This window comes from Spirosoma daeguense, assembly GCF_054776875.1.
Map to the genome: position 1 here is coordinate 284,190 of NZ_BAAHBF010000007.1, position 20,673 is coordinate 304,862.

Annotated in this window: 9 protein-coding genes; 4 read left to right on the top strand and 5 right to left on the bottom strand. The window is 47.4% G+C overall.

The window, feature by feature from the left end; all coding sequences use genetic code 11:
- Nucleotides 1-53 precede the first annotated feature (53 nt).
- A complete protein-coding gene (locus ACYVD4_RS22860) occupies nt 54-2,663 on the bottom strand; it encodes a PQQ-dependent sugar dehydrogenase (protein WP_460949692.1) in 2,610 nt (869 codons plus the stop codon).
- Nucleotides 2,664-2,825: 162 nt separating this feature from the next.
- Between ACYVD4_RS22860 and ACYVD4_RS22865 the strand changes: the two genes are divergently transcribed.
- Entirely contained in the window at nt 2,826-4,136 is a 1,311-nt protein-coding gene (locus ACYVD4_RS22865; protein ID WP_460949694.1) for a PQQ-dependent sugar dehydrogenase, read from the top strand.
- A gap of 108 nt (nt 4,137-4,244) precedes the next feature.
- Here ACYVD4_RS22865 and ACYVD4_RS22870 read toward each other — a convergent pair whose 3' ends face one another.
- Together ACYVD4_RS22870 and ACYVD4_RS22875 are read right to left on the bottom strand one after the other, a co-directional pair.
- A complete protein-coding gene (locus ACYVD4_RS22870; RefSeq protein ID WP_460949696.1) occupies nt 4,245-4,925 on the bottom strand; it encodes a hypothetical protein in 681 nt (226 codons plus the stop codon).
- Between the two features lies 1 nt (nt 4,926).
- Entirely contained in the window at nt 4,927-5,427 is a 501-nt protein-coding gene (locus ACYVD4_RS22875) for an RNA polymerase sigma factor (protein WP_460949698.1), read from the bottom strand.
- A gap of 291 nt (nt 5,428-5,718) precedes the next feature.
- Here ACYVD4_RS22875 and ACYVD4_RS22880 point away from each other — a divergent pair, with 291 nt between their 5' ends.
- A complete protein-coding gene (locus ACYVD4_RS22880) occupies nt 5,719-6,609 on the top strand; it encodes a sugar phosphate isomerase/epimerase family protein (RefSeq protein WP_460949699.1) in 891 nt (296 codons plus the stop codon).
- Nucleotides 6,610-6,685: 76 nt separating this feature from the next.
- Here ACYVD4_RS22880 and ACYVD4_RS22885 read toward each other — a convergent pair whose 3' ends face one another.
- Nucleotides 6,686-7,969 (bottom strand): acetyl-CoA hydrolase/transferase family protein, encoded by a 1,284-nt coding sequence (locus ACYVD4_RS22885; protein ID WP_460949701.1) that lies wholly within the window; start codon nt 7,967-7,969, stop codon nt 6,686-6,688.
- A gap of 271 nt (nt 7,970-8,240) precedes the next feature.
- Here ACYVD4_RS22885 and ACYVD4_RS22890 point away from each other — a divergent pair, with 271 nt between their 5' ends.
- Both ACYVD4_RS22890 and ACYVD4_RS22895 read left to right on the top strand, forming a co-directional pair.
- Entirely contained in the window at nt 8,241-8,876 is a 636-nt protein-coding gene (locus ACYVD4_RS22890) for an OmpA family protein (RefSeq protein WP_460949703.1), read from the top strand.
- A 94-nt stretch (nt 8,877-8,970) separates the two neighbouring features.
- Nucleotides 8,971-10,158 carry a phosphoglycerate kinase gene (locus ACYVD4_RS22895; protein ID WP_460949705.1) on the top strand — a complete coding sequence of 396 codons (1,188 nt, stop codon included), beginning with the start codon at nt 8,971-8,973 and terminating at the stop codon, nt 10,156-10,158.
- A 187-nt stretch (nt 10,159-10,345) separates the two neighbouring features.
- Here ACYVD4_RS22895 and ACYVD4_RS22900 read toward each other — a convergent pair whose 3' ends face one another.
- Nucleotides 10,346-20,344 carry a putative Ig domain-containing protein gene (locus tag ACYVD4_RS22900; RefSeq protein WP_460949706.1) on the bottom strand — a complete coding sequence of 3,333 codons (9,999 nt, stop codon included), beginning with the start codon at nt 20,342-20,344 and terminating at the stop codon, nt 10,346-10,348.
- Nucleotides 20,345-20,673 lie beyond the last annotated feature (329 nt).

Genomic DNA, 20,673 nt, shown 5'->3' on the forward strand with positions numbered 1-20,673 from the left:
AAGAATGGATAATGAAGGCAGTTAAGTCAGCCAAATCATTATCCATTTTTCATTTACTTGAACGTAACGGATTTTACTTCGGCCAGATTGAAAATGTTGTTTCGGTTTTCGAAGCAGAGGTAAATATCGTGTCGACCGGTAACGGGTTTGATGGCGACGCTACGTTCCTGCCAGTTTTTCCATTTGCCAACAGGCACTGCTACGTCGGCCAGTGTTTCGCCCGTAGGGCTATCGCGTTTTATGTGAATGGTGGTTCCCGGTGTTTCGGTGATGAACTGGAAAACTAACTCACGAACTCCTGTCATATCTACCTGTTGCGCCATCGCATACGATAAGTTATTGATACCCTGCAACGTAGCGCCACGGTGTAACTCAATTCCTTTGTCAAAATCCTGTCCCTGAAAAACGGGAGAACGTAGCACTTTCGTCGTTTGGCGCGAAAGCGGTTTTGTCGATTTTGTGCCTAGATCGGTATAGCTGGCGGTCAGCACATACGTACCCGGTTGAGCAAGATCTACGGCAAATTGACCTTCTGGACTCAGCTTTTTTTCAACGGGTTTATCGTCTGTCAGCGAAAGAATGTATCGCACCATTTCGTCGGTAACGTCCGGAGCGAGTTGCGGATGGGCACTCATGTTCGATTCGCCCCAAACGCCATGTCCACCTTTGATAATTTTCTGACCGAGACTTGCCACCAACTCAGGCGCTTTTTTCTGATCACTATATCGTTCGGCAATCATCTGAAAACTCGGTCCCACTGATTTCGACATCAGGGCGTGGCAGGCTTTACAATCACTTTCTTCAATCCACGTCAGTCCGCGCTGATGTTCAGAAAGAATAGATCCGGTTGACGATTGCTTCAACGCTCGGCTGGTCGGTAAATACGTCAATTTTACCGCTACGTTTTTAGGGTCTATCTGCTTGTCTTCCGGGTCTGTTACGCGAACCCGATACGTTACCTGCGTACTCTTGAGCAATCCCGTATTTGCTACGTCGATCTGCACCGTTGGGGGCGTATTGCCTACCAGAATATCGGTTTCAGAGGAAGACGTAGCACCAGATTTGTCGCGAACAACCAATTTGATACGATGTTTTCCCGGCTTGGTTAGTACGTGGTTCAAGTCAGACGATTGCTGGGTTAATGCTTTTCCATCGACAAACCACCGATACGTTAAAGCGTCATTTTGATCGTAATCAAGCGATTGTCGGGCCGACAGATGAACGCGCATCGGCGATGGTCCCGCATCGGCCGACGTAGTGATTTTGGCAATTGGCGGGCGATTGCCCGAAATGTAGTCGATACGTACCAAGCGAGAATCTTTATTACCACCCCAAAGCGAACCATGCTCGATAACGTAGAACGCACCATCGGGGCCAAATTTCATGCTCATCGGTTTGCGGAACGTAGCAGAAGGCATAAACGCATCGATGCGACTCAGCTTCTTCTGCTCATCGAGCGATACCACTTTTAGCCAATTCCGCATCCAGTCGGCAATAAATAGTTTACGGTCGAAATAAGCCGGAAACTTGCTGGACGACGGATTTTTGGCATCGTAGTAATAAATCGGCCCCATAATAGCGGTACGTCCACCGGCACCGAGTTCTGGGAATTGGGTCGAATTATCGTAAGGGTACCAGATCATTGGTTTCTGAGCCGGTGGCAGTTCGCGCAATCCCGTATTGTTGGGCGACGAATTTATCGGGTGTGCTGGGTCGATACGTTCACGGATCGAATCCGTATCGAAATTGACTTTGGCATAAGGTTCGTTGTCACCAATCACCAGCGGCCAGCCATGAAAACCCGGTTTCGACGTCTGATTGATTTCGTCGTAACCGCGCGGTCCACGAGCATCGGTATCGCTGGCATCAGGGCCTACTTCGCTCCAGTACAACAAATCGGTGTCGCGGTCAACGGTTACGCGGTATGGATTGCGGCACCCCATGATGTAGATTTCGGGTTTGGTTTTGTCGGTTTTCGCGAAGAGATTACCCTGCGGAATGGTATATGAACCATCATCTTCGGGGTGAATACGTAGCACTTTCCCGCGTAAGTCATTCGTGTTTGCCGACGAGCGTTGCGCGTCATATTCTTCCCGGCCGGTTCGCTCATCGCTGGGTGAATAATTGGTGCCGAATGGATTCGTGTTATCACCCGTAGCAATGTACAAATTACCGTGTTTATCGAACGCCATACCGCCACCGGCATGGCAGCAATGTTGCGAATCAGGAATTTCGATAACTACCTTTTCTGTTGATCGAGCCAGTGAATCGCCCTGCAACGTAAAACGCGATACCCGATTCACTTTCCCCTGATTTAAAGGAGCATAATACAAATACAACCGACGATTCTGGCTAAAATTCGGGTCGAGCACAATGCCCTGCATACGCGCTTCGGTCGACATGCTGACGGGTATTTTTGTTAGCAATCGGGCGTCTTTCTGCCGAATGTTATAGACCCATACACCCCCGGTCATTGTGATGAAATACACATCGCCATTGGGTGCAATGTCCATTTCAATCAAATCAGGCATATTTCCGGTCAGAAAAACCTTTCGAAATCGGTGTTCATCCGGCGTTGGTTCGGGTAGGGTATCCTGCCGAAAGGCAACCAGAAAACCAGCAACTGCCAGCAAAAGCAGTACGTACCGTTTGAGTCGTTTCATGATTCGGTAAGGTTTAGCGTAGTAAAGAGTCAGGAGTTACTGAAAATTACTGATTCACAGATGCTACGTAGGTTGTAAGTATCTGAAGCATCTATTACGCTTTTGTCGGCAAACGCTACGTATTGCAAATGCCTGCGAAAACGTATACTCTACTGACAAACAATGAATAAACCGCTTTCTGGTCTGACAAGCCTTCTGGCTCTACTCGTAACTGTACATGGTTTTGGTGGAAATCCCGGTAAACCCTCTACTCATTTGCCCAAAAAAGATGTTCCGCCCCTTGCTTTAAAATTACCCGCTGGATTTTCCGGCAAGATTGTGGCTGAAGAGTTGGGCAATCCACGGCATATCGCCATTTCGAAGACTGGTGATATTTACGTGAAACTCAATAAATTGAAAGATGGTAAAGGTGTTTATCGTTTACGCGATACCGATAACGACGGCAAGATTGACGAACGGGTTGGCTTTGGCGATTATCCCGGAACAGGTATTTTAATCCAGAAAGATTACCTCTATACCTCGTCGAATAGCAGCGTGTATCGGTATAAACTCAATGATAAACAGGAAGTTATCGACGCTGAAAAACCAGAACTGCTTGTGTCGGGACTGCGTGAAAAAGATCGCGATAAATCGAAGTCTATTGCACTGGATAATCAGGGGAATCTGTACGTCAATGTAGCATCCGACAACGACCCGTGCCGCCAACCCGGAACCGGAAAAGGTATGATGCCCTGCCCTCTACTCGATACAGTTGGTATCTGGAAGTTTAAAGCGGATGTACCTAATCAGAAGCCTTCCGACGGTGTTCACTACGGCAAAGGATTAAAGAACGTAGTGGGGCTGGACTGGAACAGCAAAAACAATACATTGTTCGTGCTACAGCATGGTCGGGGCAAGTTCGATGATTTTTATCCGCAATATTATACACCACAACAAAGTGCTACGTTGCCTGCCGAAACGATGTATGAATTGCATCAGGGAGATGATGCTGGCTGGCCATATGTGTATTACGACCATATCCAGAAAAAGAAAATTCTGGCTCCCGAATATGGTGGTGATGGAAAGAAAACGGGTGGCGAAAAAGCTATCAATCCTGTATCTGCTTTCCCGGCACACATGGGCCCAAATGCATTGTTATTTTACACGGGAACCGCTTTTCCTGAGCGCTATCGGAATGGTGCGTTCATCGCCTTTCACGGTCAATCACAGGAGTTGAAAAAAGGCTATCTGGTTGGTTTCGTACCATTTAAAAATGGGAAACCATCTGGACCATGGGAAATCTTCGCCGATAACTTTGCCGGTATTGATCTGGAAAAACCGACTGGCCCTGTTCAGCACCGCCCCTGCGGATTGGCACAAAGTCCCGATGGCTCACTATACGTAACCGACGACCTGAATGGTACGTTGTTCAAAATCAGTTATAACGGCTCAGCGCAGGCTAAAAAATCAGCTACCGCTTCGAAAAAGAAATAAAGCTTACTTTTTGGATTGATAGAAATGGCCTTACTAATCAGGTAGATAACCGATTGGGAAGGCCATTTCTATCACAAAGAATAACTGATGTATCATAAGACAGATAAACTATTGACTGAGCTTACTATCCGTTACGTTCCGATAATCGTGAAGCTGACTCAATAGCTCCATCGACTTCATGAGGGGCGTCCATTCCTTGCCGTCAAAAATCAGACGAAACCACTTTTTGTGGCGATTCTCATACTTGATATTCAGGAAAAGCCAGACCGCTACGTAGGAGAACACTAACGTAATAAAAATCTGTATTACGTAAAATACTGCGCCGACGTTTATAAACATTCGTTCACTCAGATAGAACGTAGTCCAGACGGGCAATTGCAAAAAAAGAATGCGCGTAACCCACAGCGTAGATACCTTTAAGCGGGCCAATTTTTCCTGTGTATGTATAATAGGCTCATCACTATTTACCTTATGAATGAGGATAAGTTGATATAGATAAACAACTATAGCGATTAGCGTTAGCAACAGTTGAATAGCTGCTGAAAACAGGAAGAACTTGCTGACTTGGTCAAACGCGAAAAGGAAAAGGTTGCCAACAAGCAGCGTACCTGCACTGACCCAAATAACGCCTATCGCTATTGTAATCAGTTTAGTAGTGTTCATGGATTTAATTAGATGCTGAACTTTTATCGTAGTAATATCTTCCGCGTTTTTCTGATTCAGCACCAGACTTTCGTCTAGCTTTTTGTCATACGATTGCCAGAGGGCAATGAGTTGTTTATCGTCCATTTTAGTTGTTTTTGCTTGAAAATTTACGTTTCAGTCGTTCTTTAATCCGACCAATTTTAGTCGCTACGTTTGTTGTTGTAATTCCCAGAATTTCGGCGATTTGTAGATGGGTTTTTTCTTCCAGATAAAGCAACATGAGTGCCCGATCCAATTCATGAAGTTCTGTCAGGAATTGGTGTAATAAAGCAAGGTTTGGTTCGGTTTCGTCCGAGTCGTTATCGGCAAAGAATAGTAGACTGTCGTCTGACACGGGTAGCGAAATGGTTTTTCGGCGGTGGTCTTTCCGATAAAACGAAATGGCTGTATTCAGGGCGATTCGATAAATCCAGGTGGAATGTCTGAACTGGTTGTCATATCGGTCGAAAGAGAGCCATAACTGCACCATTATTTCCTGTATCAGATCTTTTCTATTCTCCGCGTTCTCGCAATAGACATTGGCCACCTTGTAAATGATGCCTTTGTTGGCGCTGATCATGGCAATAAAGTGATCCTGCTTAGTCAAGTGATTGGTGTGCTGGTTAACGTTCTGGTTGATTGCTGCTTAATTATTCGCACGAAAGCCGGGAATATCACAATTGAACCGAAAAAAGATGAAAAATAAACCTATCATAGCGAAGACAATCTATAGCAGGTAAGGCAGATAAATATGTGGCAGGGTGCTGTTTTGATACGTAGCATAGTGTAATCAGGATGCTACGGAATATCGGTAAACAGTAAACCCAAACCACACTTATCTTTTGCCATTACTAGCATGAGCATATTGCCCATAGTTATTTATCTGTAACCTATGTCTATGAATTATTCTGACAAAATCACTCGGAAACAATTTCTCAAATTGGGTGCATTGGCTACATCGGCAGCCTTACTACCCTCATTCGATACATTTGCCGCATCGGCCAAAACGGTTGGTCTTCAGCTCTATACGCTACGTGACCTGATGGCAAAAGACCCCGATGGTACGTTGAAAAAAGTAGCCCAGATTGGTTATAAAGAAGTTGAATCGTTTGGATATGGCGATGGAAAATTCTTTGGTAAAACACCAAAAGAATACAGTGATTTCCTGAAAAGCCTCGGTTTATCGGCACCAAGCGGCCACTACGTCACTGGGAAGACGATGCCGAATGCCAAAGGAACGCTGCTAAAAGATTGGAAACGGGCCGTTGACGATGCCGCTGCTATTGGTCAGAAATATATGGTTTGCGCGTATCTGTTTCCCGACGAACGTACTAAACTAGATGATTACAAACAGTTTGCCGAACTTTTTAACAAGTCGGCCGAAGTCTGTAAAGCGGCTGGTATTCAGTTCTGTTACCATAACCACGACTTTGAATTTAAGGCGATGGATGGAAAAATACCCTACGACGTATTGCTGAGCGAAACCGACAAAAATCTGGTTAAACTCGAACTCGATTTATACTGGGCAACTTTCGCCGAACAAGACCCGGTAGCCTTGTTCAAAAAACATCCCGGACGTTTTCCGCTTTGGCACATCAAAGACATGGAAAAAACCGCCGAACGCGCTTTTGCACCAGTTGGTACGGGCTCGATAAATTTCCAGCGGATTTTCGATGCTAAGAGTACGGCTGGACTGAAACACTATTTTGTGGAGCAGGATGTTTGCAAATTACCGCCACTCGAATCGATTGCCATCAGCTACAAAAACGTAGAAAAATTGAAGGTGTAATATAGCAAAGTGTTTGGGGCTAAGGGTAAAGGGTGAAAAATAAACAATGCTTTACCCTTTACCCCAAACCCTTTGCTCAAATCGTCCCAAACCGCTCAAACGCCTGCCGTTCCAGTTCTTCACGATGGTCGGGATGGGCGATGTTGATGAGGGCACGCGCTCGTTGACGTAAATTCTGGCCGTATAGATCAGCAATGCCGTATTCGGTTACGATGTAATGCACGTGAGCCCGCGTGGTGGTAACACCCGCACCTTCCTTCAGAAATGGAACAATCTTACTCAGCCCTTTACTCGTTGTCGATGGTAACGCAATGATGGGTTTTCCGCCTTCCGACAACGTAGCGCCCCGCACAAAATCCATCTGCCCGCCCACTCCTGAGTATTGATACGTACCAATCGTATCGGCGCAGACCTGACCCGTTAAATCGATTTCGATGGCTGAGTTAATGGCCGTTACTTTCGGGTTTCGTCGAATAATAGCTGTATCGTTGGTGTAGCTGGCCTGTTTCATAGCCACTCCAGGATTGTCGTCAATGAAATCGTAAACCCGCTGACTACCCATCACAAATGCCGATACAATGCGATGCGGGAGCACTGTTTTATGCTCGCCCGTAATAACGCCCCGTTCTACCAGATCAATGACGCCATCCGAAAACATTTCGGTGTGAATGCCTAATCCTTTGTGATGAATTAGCTCCGCCAACGTAGCGTTCGGAATGCCGCCGATACCCAATTGCAGCGTAGCGCCATCTTCAACCAAACTGGCAACGTACTGACCAATTTTACGGTCTTCAGCACTAATCTCTCCGGGCAAAACTTCGTAAATCGGCTCATCGACTTCAATCGCAGCATGAAACATAGATGCCGGGATCAGTCCATCGCCATGCGTACGAGGCACCCTCGGATTAATTTGTGCTACTACGTACTTTGCCGATTGAATGGCTGCCAGTGATACGTCGACCGAAGGGCCGAGTGAACAGAAACCGTGTGCGTCGGGGGGAGAAACCTGAATCAACGCTACGTCGATAGGCAGAATTTTTCGGCGAAAGAGCAGTGGCACTTCGCTCAAAAAAACAGGCACGTAATCGCCGATGCCTTGATTGAGCTGTTTGCGCATGTTGGCACCGATAAAAAACGAATTCGGCCGGAACGACGACTGGTATTTTTTGTCCAGATACGGCAACGGGCCTTCTGTGTGAATATGACAGATTTCTACGTTACGTAGCTCATCGGCCCGATCAACCATTGCATTGATGAGCGTATGAGGTGTTTGTGCAACACTATGAATAAAAACACGATTGCCCGACTGAATGACCGAAACGGCTTGTTCTGGGCTTGTAATTGGCAGAATAACAGGCATTAGCAGGTTGAGTACATGAGACTCAAATGTTTCTCAAAAGTAAACGTACTACCGCTCAGTTCTGCTCCGAAATAGCTGATTAACTTTTCATACGGTCCTGATTTTCATCAACGTTTGTTAATAGCCAGGGAAAAGCATGGCTAACGAATGATTACTCGTACTGATGGTTGGTCGTCTAAAACAATACAGGTACGTAGCACCAGTATCTGCTGGAGGGTACAGAAAACAAAGTTGATTTTGAGGAGGTTATGAGATCTAAAACAGCTAACGTATGAAAACTTTGTGGATAAAGACCTATCTGATTGGTTTACTGGGCGGTATGTTTTACGCCTGTGATACTAAAAGTCAGCAGGAACAAAAGAAAACAGCTATTACCGATACCGTAAATGTATCTACTGAATTATCGCAGACAGATACGAGTGACGCTACGCCTTCCGACTCAAGCCAACAGCGCGGTACAGGTTTGGGCCAAAGGGACGGCCTTCTGATAAAAGGTGAGGAAAACCAGTACGATATTTTACTCCCGACCGACATTCTTTTCGATTTTGACAAAGCAACTTTACGGCCAGAAGGACTTGGGTTACTCCAGAAAGTGAAACAGCATTTTACGACGCACGGCGTTGACCAGCTTCATGTTTGGGGGCACACGGATTCCAAAGGCAATGATCAATATAATTTTAAATTGAGCCAACGCAGGGCCATTGCCGTTGCCGACTGGTTAAAAAAGAATGTAAAAATGAAAGGTCTTGTGATGTCAATTGGTAGGGGAGAGCAGGAACCGCTAGTGCCTAACGAGAATCCTGATGGTTCAGATAATCCAGAAAACCGGCAGCAAAATCGCCGGGTTACCTTGTCTGTCGTGAAATATCCTAATGCTACTGAAATGATGAAGAAGCCGACGAAATGATCACATTACTTCGATTCTTCATCACGTAGACTGCTGGTGTTTAACATAAAACTGCTAAGTTTGGCCCCGCAAACCAACGACCAAACGTAGTCGCATGAAAACCGTAGATTCCTACAATTTTTCCGGAAAGAAAGCTCTCGTTCGCGTAGACTTCAACGTACCACTCGACAAGCAATACAACATCACCGACGATACACGTATCAAGGCAACCATCCCGACCGTCATGAAAATCGTGAACGATGGGGGAGCGGCTATTCTGATGTCGCATTTGGGTCGTCCTAAAGGTGGGCCTGAAGAAAAATATTCGTTAAAACACCTGCTGCCTGCACTTAAAGAAGCTTTTGGTCGGGAGGTGAAATTTGCGGACGATTGCATCGGTCAATCCGCTAGTGATCTGGCTGCCAGCTTACAGGACGGCGAAATTCTTCTGCTCGAAAACTTACGTTTTTACAAAGAAGAAGAAAAAGGTGACGTAGCGTTTGCCGAAAAGCTCGCCAAATTGGGCGATGTTTGGGTAAATGACGCGTTCGGAACAGCACACCGCGCACACGCCAGCACCGCCGTAATGGGCCAATTCTTCGAAGATCGCCTAGCGGGTTACGTGATGCAGGCCGAACTCGATAATGCCAAAAAAATTCTGGAAAACGCGGAACGCCCTTTCACGGCTATCATGGGTGGTGCCAAGATTTCCGACAAAATTCTGATTATCGAAAAACTGCTTGATAAGGTCGATAACCTCATCATCGGTGGTGGTATGACCTATACCTTCACGAAAGCACAGGGCGGTCAAATTGGTAAATCATTGCTTGAAGCCGACAAACAGGATCTGGCACTCGAGTTGCTGAAAAAAGCAGAAGAAAAGGGCGTAAAAATATATATGCCTCTCGATAATGTAATTGCCGACGATTTCTCAAACGATGCCAATAAGCAGACTGTTAAAACTGGTCAGATTCTTGATGGTTGGGAAGGTCTCGACATTGGCCCTGAAACCATTAAGTTGTTTACGGACGTAGTGTCTTCTTCGAAAACGATTCTGTGGAATGGCCCAATGGGTGTATTCGAATTCGAAAATTTTGCGAAAGGTACCGATGCTATTGCTGAAGCGGTCGTAAAAGCTACTGAAGAAAACGGTGCGTTTTCGCTGATCGGCGGAGGTGACTCGGCTTCAGCTATCAACCAAGCTGGCTATGGCGACCGGGTTAGTTACGTATCGACGGGCGGTGGTGCATTGCTCGAATACATGGAAGGAAAAACTCTACCCGGTGTAGCTGCTTTAGACTAGTCAGTTTTCTATAATAGTCCGGATAACACAGAAGCCGTAACTTGATTTAAGTTACGGCTTCTGTGTTATGAAACCGATAGCGTATCTAGGGGGAGATCTATCGTATTTTATGAGTTCTGGATTCTATAACAAAACCTTGGGCTATACTATCAGATTTGAAAACCTGGTGTTCTAGCCCAGGCTTTTATCAGTTACCATTTAGTCTTAAACTACTCCCTGTGTTGACCGATAACTTCCCGGTAGCATTGTAGATTACCCGCAAGGCTTGCCCTTGATAACTGGCCGGTAAGCTCACCGCATGGCTTATTGTTACGACATCCGTGCTGACTGGAACTCGACCACACGACCACACACTTGGATCGTTCCAACTTCCAGCCTTCACCGTGACCATCTGGCTGCAATTTGTACAAGCCGCTAACCAACTAAAGTTATACATAGCTGGCTGAGGACTACCCTGCTGAACCGCTCGCAGTTGAATCACTGGATTGTCTGTGAATAGATTCAGTGTATATGGGCCAGGATTAATGGTAACTAATTGTTCATTAACCACTGAGAAACTGATGGGCTGTCCTGTCAAACCACTATACACTGGATTGAATACGACCCTACGTTGAGTAGACGAGATGGCCGAACAACTAACCAGACTGACGCTTGTAATTGTGAAACCAGTGGGAGCCGTGGCAGCCGGATTCACGGTTAGGTTAAAACTGATGCGGACAGTCAGTCCTCCTGAATCAGTGGCACTCACTGTCACCGAGAAGGGTGAGCCTACGGTGGTGGAGGGAGTACCTGAGATGGTAGTTGGGGCCGTGAAAATCAGCCCCGCTGGTAGCCCACTGACGGATAGGGTCAAGCTGTTGGGCGTTTCTGCATCGGTAAATGTATTAGCCGGGATATTCAGCGAAAATGCCTGGCCCACGGTCGCCGACTGAGGGTTGACGGTATTGGCTACAGTAGGCGGGCAGTTTTGGTAGGTGACACTCACGACAGACGTGGAGGAACAACCTGACGCGTTGATGGCTGTTACTGAATAGGTGCCACTGGTATTAACCAGAGCAGTATTACTGGATGTCCCTGCGGATTGAGTCGCTCCCGGGCTAAAGTAGTACGTAGTGAAACCGGCGGTAGCCGTCAGCGTAACACGGGTTGTAGAGCAGCTTAATGGTCCGCTGGTTGTTAAACTAACCGGGGTAGCTGTCGTGCTGGCGAAGACGGTAGTGGTTTGGCTAGCTGTGCAGCCATTAGCCCCTGTCACCGTCACCGAATAGGGGCCTCCCACATTCACCACCGCTACGTTACCCGACATAGTGACTACACTTGGTCCGGCAAATCGGTAACTACTACCCCCTCCAGCGGTGAGCGTTACGCTGGTTTGAGCGCAGGTTAACGTACCACTGGCCGACAACGTAGCGGTAGGTACGCTGGTATTGGAAAAGACTGTTGTAGTTTGGCTGGCCGTACAGCCGTTAGCAGCGGTAACCGTGACCGAGTAAGTCCCTGCTGCGTTAACTATTGCTACGTTGGCGGATGTACTTACCACCCCCGAGCTACTGAACCGATAAGCTGTACCTCCACCCGCTGTCAACGTAACGCTGGTCTGGGCGCAAGTCAACGTACCACTGGCTGTCAGGGTTGCAGTGGGAGTCGTTGTATTCGATGCGATTGTGATGGATGCTACGTTACTACAACCGCCAGTCGCCATTGCCGTCACGGAGTATATGCCTGGCGTATTGATCGTTGGGTTGGCACTCGAAGCCGTAAAACTATTCGGCCCACTCCAGCGGTAACTTACCCCAGTGGTCGACGAAATGGCAGTCAGGCTGGCTGTGGGCTGTGCACAGGTCAACGTAGTAGAAGCAGGGCTAATAACCAGATTAGGTACGGGGCTTATTACGGTCGTTTGAAAGAAAGACTGACCATCTTTACTATACGTAATTGTGTGGGAACCCACTCCGGCTACGGCAGGATTAAAAACATTACCTGTAACACCCGGTCCGCTAAAGGTTCCCCCGGTAGGAGTACCAACGAGTGTTTGCGACGTAGCATTGCTACAATATGTGCCATTTAGGCCGGTAAAGCTTATCGGACTAATGAATTGTGACCAACTGACCTGCTTACCCGACGTACCAGAACTACCCTGCACATCTTTAACATTCGCTGCCTGTGCCGTAAATACATACTGGCCGCTTCCGGTAGTAATCGCCGTAAGATCTATGTTGAACGAAGCCGAATCGAGTTGGGTAATGACAACTGACGGACTCATGATATTAGGACCACCCTGTAACGAGAGTGTCATATCTTCGTAGGTAAAAGTGGCTGGGTCAATTCGCTTATTAAAATAAACCCGGAGATTTTTTATCTGCGTTGACGATACCTGAGTAGGCGCCCCGGCAATGCTATCAACCTTTGGCCCATTGGTATTCTTCGGCTTCCAGACAACAGTATAACTCGTTGAAGCCGCAGTTGCAAAGTTGTCTACAATGTGGAATTTGTTTTCGTAAATCGGTGACCGGAGTACGGGCAATGTAACAAATGTAAGCCAGGCATTATTCAGAGGAATGACCTGCCCATCGCTACGTGTTACGCTGACCAGTTCGTAAAGCCTATTACCAGGATCGGGCAGCTTGATGTAGTTAAATCCAGCTTCGGATGGAGTCACTGTTAAGGTATTGGTAAACGTCGGGCCAGATACGGGTGCATTGAAACTGCCGCTGGTAGCCGGACTCACTTTAGCGGTTCTGTTACCCTGTGAGAAATAAACGATATCGGGTACGTCATTGACGTCGAAAATATCATTGACCAGAAAGTCAGTTATGCCATCTTCCAGTTCGCCATAAAGCCGGATACTTTTTGTCAACTCGTGGAGCTGAACACCTTGTATAAGGCTCAGGTCTTTGTTTCCAAAACTGCTTTTGTGAACGACCTTGGCGTCGTAACTGACAAATTTCCCAAGTAGCGAACTCGTAAAATACCACTGCCCAATTTTCGTTTTTAACGGATCGATCGTGCCGAAATTGATATTTGTCAGCCCCAATTGTACTGGTTGCCCCTGTATATTCGAACCAATCAATTTGAAATCGACAGCTAACCCTTTCTCATTATCAACAATTTTGGGCTGGGCCGATGAGATGACCATGTCGCGGGCGGGGCCGTATCCTTTGTTTTCGATCATGACCGCTAACTCGGCCGGTAACGAAGGTTCTACCTCCTGAGACGTAAGCGCATCATCCCCCAAAATATTCCGCTCCATAAAATAGTGGAGCATCAGGTTTGGACTGGGGTTAACCGTAATTGGGACTGGGGTTAACGGCATCGTGACCATAGCTTCCACGTAAGGGTCCCAGTAGGTTACGGAACCACCAAATTTATACACCTTTGCCGTTTGTGGGGCTGCATCTATGCGTGGAATAAACAGGAACTTGGCTGTGCCTTTTTGTTGCGCATTGATGTCGGCCGGGTTTGCCGGGTTTTGGGGCTGAATTTCAAAAAGTCCGTTGCTCGGCGTTCCGTTTTCGTCGTTGATCTGAATATTGACAGAAATCGTCTTCATAGCATCTGTTGGGTGGCCGTTAAAGATTTCCAGCGTACCCTCAAATGCTTCCCGTGTCATGGTCAGTTGCTGGTTGAACTGAACCGTCACCGATGCGCAAACGCCATTTTGTTCACCATCAATAATTTCATTGAGCGACTTTATTGATTCCTTGTGCATCCCATCGATGGTTTTAAACCCTCTGTTAACCGAATAGTTGTGCGCCTGAATTAAGGCAACCACGTTACTATCAACCTTATTCCAGTTGATGATATTGGGGTAAGCAGCATTAGGGGCAAGGACATTATTAGCCTTGGCTTCCAGTGAGGTATTCCAGCGGGTAAAGAATGCCGATAAGGTAGCTGAGGGTATGTCGTATCCCTCCATAGCGGCAATGATGTTGCTTTGAACATTGCCAGGGATAGAAGTTAGTGTACCCAAGTAAGTTTTTATTAGTGGAAATAAAACGGTCCTGCCTTCTTTATTGACTATATCTCCAAAATACTCAGTCATCCAGCTATTTAGTGCAGTATATCCTTTTATCACGACTTGCACGTTTCCTGATATTTCATCAAGCACAGCGTTAGGTAATTCACCAGCAGCCAATCTTCCACCACTGCTTGTTTTTCTCTTACATTTTAACGCTTTCTCTACGCCATATAAACAGCCTACAACTGGAATCAGACTAATTGCTCCCTCAACCGCGCACTCTATTAAGCTATATCCTTTATTGAGGTTAGATTCATCGATTAGTGTAGTGGCGTAACATACGAGCAATTGAGGTATTGTAGAGCCGGGTACACAGCCAAATAGTGCATCCCCTATTTCTTTGGCACACGGCTCGCATTTTGTTTTCTCCTGCGTATTCGGTATCGTGACCGATCCTGCTCCTGTACCTCCACCCAATGGATAGCAGTTGTAACATGGTCCTCCTGATCCGGCAAGACAAATGCGGCCTGAGTAAGAAAATAGAGTACCAACCTTATCATATAAGCCGGTAATTGTACTACACTTGTACTTATAGGCCGCACCCGCGAAATCTATACATACTAGAGCGCTTGACCGGCCACCCGCTGATCCAATTCGTCTACGCATCACAACCGGAATTTGGATGCTCTGCTTCGCCAAAAGGTCACCCGGTAGATAATTGGTTATGAATTCATATTCACTATCCGTCGTCGGTAGGTTTAAGGTTACTTCCTCGGCTGTGATGAGTCCGTGGTTAGTAAGTGTGATCATGAATTGATACGATTGCCCCGCCGACAGTTCAGGCATTGTTTTAGGCATTTCGATCGTAACGACCGGCATCGGCACATTCGTCTCAAATTTGGCCTCAAGAACTGTCTCATATTGATCCTCTACGGTTGTGGGTACTACGTTCCAGCTAAAGGTTATGGCCTGATAATTCAGAAACACGGTTGACTCTGTTGTGGCGCCAGGATTAATCTCCAGGACATCTTCGTAAGGTAGGTGCTTGTCTTTTTCGACCTTAATGCGATGTTTTCCCTCTGGAATGTTGGCGCCAATAAAAACTCCTTGTTCAGTAGTATTCCCCTGTGCGTATACCTCACCAGTATAGTAATTCGTAATTTTAACCTGCGCGTCTTTTACGTTCGGGCCATTTCCATTATTCGTGTTGTAGGTGTATTGATTGGTAACCACAATCCGTGCAGTTCCTGTTGCTTCAGAAACTTTCCTGAAAGTGAAGGGAAGGGAGAAGGAGTTTCCATTCACTACGTTGATGCCAATGGTTCCATTGATGGGATTGTTAACAGGAACTTCACTCAGGGCACTAAATTTCAGAACAACGACAGCCGTATCGCCCGGTGCCAGTGATGTCAATGTTTTAGACGTAACGCTGGTCAGCCAGTTTACAGTAGGCAGATTAATGGTAATAATGCCCGTTGCGGCTTTGCCCTTATTAATCAATTTAACGTCGATCCGGCGCTCGCCCGAACTCTGCGCAACACTGGCCTGAATGTTCGCTACGTCAGCAACAACAAACGCACGGGCCGCCTGGCAATAGTAGTAGGTTTTTACGTTCTGGATAACGCCTTCGTCTGATTTTGCCTGGAGAATGGCTTCTTCATAATTATTTCCGCCCGTCAGCGCAGTCCCGCTAACCGTGTAGCCAAGATTAACGGACGTAGTACCGGCTACGTTTGGCAGCACCGCGAATTGGACGGTGGCCCCTGTGGGCAACGTAACGGGTGCCAGCGTGAAGTTGCTCAGGCTCTTACCACTCAGGTTTTCTACTGTTACGTACCCGCTTAATGGTTCGTTTTGGGTAGTGGTGAACAGTACGTTATTTCCTGAATTGATGCGAACCCCGAGAATATCAAATCCATCCTGTGCGGTTGTTTGATTTAATCCGGGGAAACTGCCTCCGACAACGTAGTGGCCTGCTTCGCTCGGTAGCGGTATAAACGGTACAGAAAAATTCCCAGATGCATCCGTCGTATCGGAAAGCGTTCGTCTGATACCATTTGTAATGACGTATATTTCAACTGGTACGTTGGCCGCTGGGGAACCACCAATTTTTGTTGCCGAACCGGTAATGGGAACAGTTGTGCTTTTTAGGAAATACAGGGGAGCCACCGAGGCTGTGACCGTATAGGCCGGGTCAATTGTGATGCTAACCGGTGCCGATACGTTGTTGGTAAACAGGAGTTCGTTCAGTGTTTCGTTCGGGTTCGCCCAGTAAAGCAATTTAAACGTCCCCTGTTTGATCGGCGTCTTCACCGACTTAGCGAGTATTTTTGTTTGACCGGCCGGAATAGCTTCACTGAGGGTGTCTTCCGAAAGCAGGATATCCGATGCGTCAATGACGTTGTCTGTTGACAGATACCCTCGTACTACCGTTCCGCCCGGTGCGGTAGTCCAGCCGCTATTTTTAACCGAAACCTGATAATTGACAGTAGTGCTTGCCTGTATTTTGTTGCTACTGAGCTGAACCAGCGGAATTTGTAAATCAGGCAGATTCAAATCAGTAACGATCACAAATGTTGATCCTGCAGCGAGTCCAGTGGCAGTTGCTGTGAAATAAACAGTCTGATTACCATCGGTTATCCCATCATCAAGCGTGGTAATGGCAATATCAACAAAGGTTTGCCCGGCAGGTATGACTGTGGTTGTGGGTAACGTAGCTTCGGTTAAATCAGACGACGTAAGCGTTACTGAAAGTGCTGATGTAGTAGGCCCGTTCCGGGTGATACGTAGCGTTCCTGCATTCGCCAATCCCTCACGTAACGTTTGTGGGATTCCGGTTAATGAAAGAGATGGCCCATCATCATCGTTTACGATGACCGTTGCAGAAACCGAACCCGACGATGTAGCAGGCGCATTACAGCCGCACGATGCTACGTATAATGAAGCAGTAACCGTCACTAAACGCTGGCCGTCCAGTAGAGAATTATCTACTACGCCAATGGTAAACGTTTTCTCGTTTTCACCTTCCGCCAGCGAAATGGTGCTCGGTAACACGAGCGTATTGGGCCTACTAGCCGACAGATTGGCTGTAAATGCAATAGTACTGGATGAGGTTCGCCGAAGTATGGCTTGCGTAGCATTTGCGCCCGCCGATTCGGAAATTGTTGTCGGTAGAATTACCAATTCAAGATTGGGCAAATCGTCATCTTTTACCAGAATTGTAGCCGTACTCTGGTTATTATTTGAAGCCCCTGCCGTAATCGTAACAGCCTGGTCGATCTGAGGAATGTTGTTCTGTACCAGCGTAACCGACACAGCGGTAGAAAGATTACCCGCTGCAATCGTGACGGATGCCGGGACGGGGAAACGCGTGGGATTACTGGATTGTAGGAAAACGGTCAATGGGCTGGTTGGAGCAACGTTGGTCGCTACGTTGAACGTTACCGTCTGCCCTTCCGAGGTGCTGCTTGGAAGATTGGTGATGGAAAGCGTAGGTAGCGTAACTCCAAAGCTTTGTTGAACGGAAGACGCTTGATTGTAAACCCTGTCGCCAGTTTGTCGGGCTTCTATAACGACTGTCCCGGCCCCCGTTAATGTGAGGGTGTTGCCGTTCAACGTGGCTGGCCCCGACACGATGCTGAAGCTAACTGGCAGACCCGACGTGGCGGTAGCTGTCAGGCTAAACGGTGCATCCCCGACTTTTTTGGCCGGAATAGCGTTGACCGTAATGCTCTGATTCCGCTTCGATACGGTAAACGTTCGCTGCAACTGTGCCGGTTTGAACGATTCATTTCCGGGCTGATAAGCCGTAATCGTTACCTGACCAACTGCACCGGGGAAAGTGATCGTATTACCAGTAAGTAGTGCTACGTTGGAAACGGGTTGCGTATTGATCGAAAAGCTTACCGGAAGCGAGGACGTAGCGGTGGCAGCGAGTACCAACGTATCATCCACATACTTATTCTGAATTTCGGCGAAATTAATCGTTTGATCTACCTGGACTACCTGTTCAACCCACGGCGTAAACAGCACTTTATCAGACACTTTGTTTCCTGTGCCGTTCGGGTTGCGCGTTGGATGCAGCGGGCCTGAACTACTTCCCCAGTAGCTATTGCGAGCATTGACTGTATCGGCAACCGCACTACTGACATTGTTAATGCCAAAGTCAGTATTTGAATAAATATTACAATTCGCAAAAATGGGTCGCCCACTACTGACGTAGACCCCCGTTTTATTACCAAAAAAGTTAGACCCCGCAATGGCGGCCTGACCAACATTAGCTAACTGAAGTCCCCGACTTTGTGAGTTGGATATAGTGATGTTTCCCGCCGAAAAGTTAGCCGTAGCTATGTCTAAGGCTGCGTAGCTATTTTGGGTATTGCCCAACTTGTCGAACGTAACAAAGTTGAGAGTTGAGTTAGTACTGGAAGCCGACAAATAGACTCTACCTCCCGCAACGGATGCCGTTGTACTTTGTAAACGGGAAAGGCGTATAGGAGCGTTGGCAGTACCAATAGCCCGTAAGGTTCCATTTACATAAATTTCTCCGCCCTGAAGGCCAAAGTCTACCAATACGCCGGATGCTATGGTCAGCGTATTGCTTTGGGGTACAACAACCTGACCCGCTAGTTGATAGTATGAATTCGTTCCAGGCAGGGGCCAAATGGCCGTAGCGGCTAAAGGGCCACTATTGATTAAGAGTTTCGCATTTGTATTATTGGAAAGATTGCTGAAGTTAGTGGCGTATGCTCTGATCCCAATCGGACTTGTCAAAAAAAGGTTGTTTTGTACTATAGGAGATGGCGATCCACTTGTGATCGTAATGCCGAATTGTTCAGAATTTTTAATCAATATATTCTTAACCGTGCAGTTAGAGCTTATGTTGATGGCCGCATTCCCCCAGTAGTTATCTCCCAGACTATCCAACGTAGCATACTGCAAAACGGAGGCACCGCTGGTTTCCCTGAAGAACAATCCTCCTCCATACTCGGTGGAAGGGGCAATCCTGGGCCGCCGGAACCGAATCGAGTCGGCCGCAGTCCCTTGGGCAATCAGGGTGCCATTGACATTGATGTTGAAATTATTGTTGGGCAGTTCCACCACCGTTCCTGGCTCGATGGTCAGCGTCTGGTTCTGATCCACAATTGTGTTCACCAACAACCGGTAAAACGACCCCTGACTCAGCCGGGGTATGGTCGCATTCAATGCTCCGGCGTTGGCCGTGATGCCCACCATCATGGGAGCGCCCATATTGGCAAAGTTTCTGGCACCACCAATCCAGGTCTTGACCGCATAACTCTCCGAACGGCGGACATTGACGTTTTGCACCGTTGGCATGGCGGGCAAGTCGATGTTGATAGCCGCATTCCCCCAGTAGTTATCTCCCAGACTATCCAGAGCGGCATACTGTAGCACAGAGGCTCCACTGGTTTCCCTGAAGAACAACCCACCTCCATACTCGGTAGAGGGAGCAATCCTGGGCCGCCGGAACCGAATCGAGTCGGTAGGAGTACCCTGGGCAATCAGAGTTCCGTTGACGGTGATGTTGAAATTATTGTTGGGCAGTTCCACCACCGTTCCTGGCTCAATGGTCAGCGTCTGGTTCTGATCCACAGTCGTGTTCACCAACAACCGGTAAAACGACCCCTGACTCAGCCGGGGTATGGTCGCATTCAATGCTCCGGCGTTGGCCGTGATGCCCACCATCATGGGAGCGCCCATATTGGCAAAGTTTCTGGCACCACCAATCCAGGTCTTGACCGCATAACTCTCCGAACGGCGGACATTGACGTTTTGCACCGTTGGCATGGCGGGCAAGTCGATGTTGATAGCCGCATTCCCCCAGTAGTTATCTCCCAGACTATCCAGAGCGGCATACTGTAGCACAGAGGCTCCACTGGTTTCCCTGAAGAACAACCCACCTCCATACTCGGTGGAAGGAGCAATCCTGGGCCGCCGGAACCGAATCGAGTCGGTAGGAGTACCCTGGGCAATCAGAGTTCCGTTGACGGTGATGTTGAAATTATTGTTGGGCAGTTCCACCACCGTTCCTGGCTCAATGGTCAGGGTAAGACCTGCGGGTATAGTTACTGTGCCTGTCAGAACATAAGGGCCTTGTGCCTTTGTCCATGATCCAGATACAGAGCCACTTACAGATGTTTGGGCAAAACCCGCATTAAAAGTTAATAGCAACAAAAAGAGGGATAAGCCAAGTACATGTTTGATCATAGCAATCAATACATTAAGTGTGGAAATTAAGTTGTGCAGGAGACTGCTGTTATGTCAATAACCAAATATTGTTCACAGCCAAGCAGGCTACCCGGCTATTGATTTTCTTGAATGCGACTAAAGGCAGAAAATAACTCAAAAACCTGCCTTGCGCTATCTAATTAGGTTGCCAAAGTTGGTTAGGGTAATACCGGATTGGCAACCGTTTGCTGTCATTATGGCGATTTGTACCCAGCGGACTTAGTAACGCAAATCTGGGTAAACAAAAGAGCAGGATAAACTTCGGCAAATAATGAGGCTGGTACAGAAAGTAGTAGTCGGGATGCCAT